This window comes from Paraburkholderia nodosa (genome assembly GCF_001718195.1).
Taxonomy (GTDB): Bacteria; Pseudomonadota; Gammaproteobacteria; order Burkholderiales; family Burkholderiaceae; genus Paraburkholderia; species Paraburkholderia nodosa_A.
On record NZ_MCNV01000076.1, the window covers coordinates 1 to 770 of the forward strand.

Annotated in this window: 1 protein-coding gene; it reads left to right on the forward strand. The window is 69.5% G+C overall.

Annotated elements, in window-relative coordinates; genetic code table 11:
• Nucleotides 1-770 (forward strand): threonine ammonia-lyase, biosynthetic (ilvA, locus tag BFD71_RS38695; RefSeq protein ID WP_069269422.1); only part of this gene is annotated, 770 nt, incomplete at both ends.

Here is a 770-nt window from a genome sequence, read left to right on the forward strand (position 1 = left end):
CGGCGAAGCTCGGCGTGAAGGCCGTGATCTGCGTGCCGGTGACCACGCCGCAGGTGAAGGTCGATGCCGTGCGCGCCCACGGCGGCGCCACCGTCGAGGTCGTGCAGGCCGGCGAGTCGTACAGCGACGCCTACGCCCACGCCGTGCGCCTGCAGGAAGAACGCGGCCTGACCTTCGTGCATCCGTTCGACGATCCCCACGTGATCGCCGGCCAGGGCACCGTGGCCATGGAGGTGCTGAGCCAGCATCAGGCCCCGATTCACGCGATCTTCGTGCCGATCGGCGGCGGCGGGCTGGCCGCGGGCGTGGCGGCGTACGTAAAAGCCGTGCGCCCCGAGATCAGGGTGATCGGCGTGCAGACCGACGATTCCTGCGCGATGGCGCAGTCGATCAAGGCGGGCAAGCGCGTGGAACTCACCGAAGTCGGGCTGTTCTCGGACGGCACGGCCGTCAAGCTCGTGGGCGAGGAAACCTTCCGCCTGTGCCACCAGTATCTCGACGAAGTGCTCACGGTCGATACGGACGCCCTTTGCGCCGCGATCAAGGACGTCTTCCAGGACACGCGCAGCGTGCTCGAACCCGCAGGCGCACTGGCCGTGGCGGGCGCGAAGCAGTACGCGGAGCGCGAGGGCATCGAGGGGCAGACGCTGGTGGCGATCACCTCGGGCGCGAACATGAACTTCGACCGCATGCGCTTCGTGGCCGAGCGTGCCGAGGTGGGCGAGGCGCGCGAAGCGGTGTTCGCGGTGACGATCCCCGAGGAGCGCGGC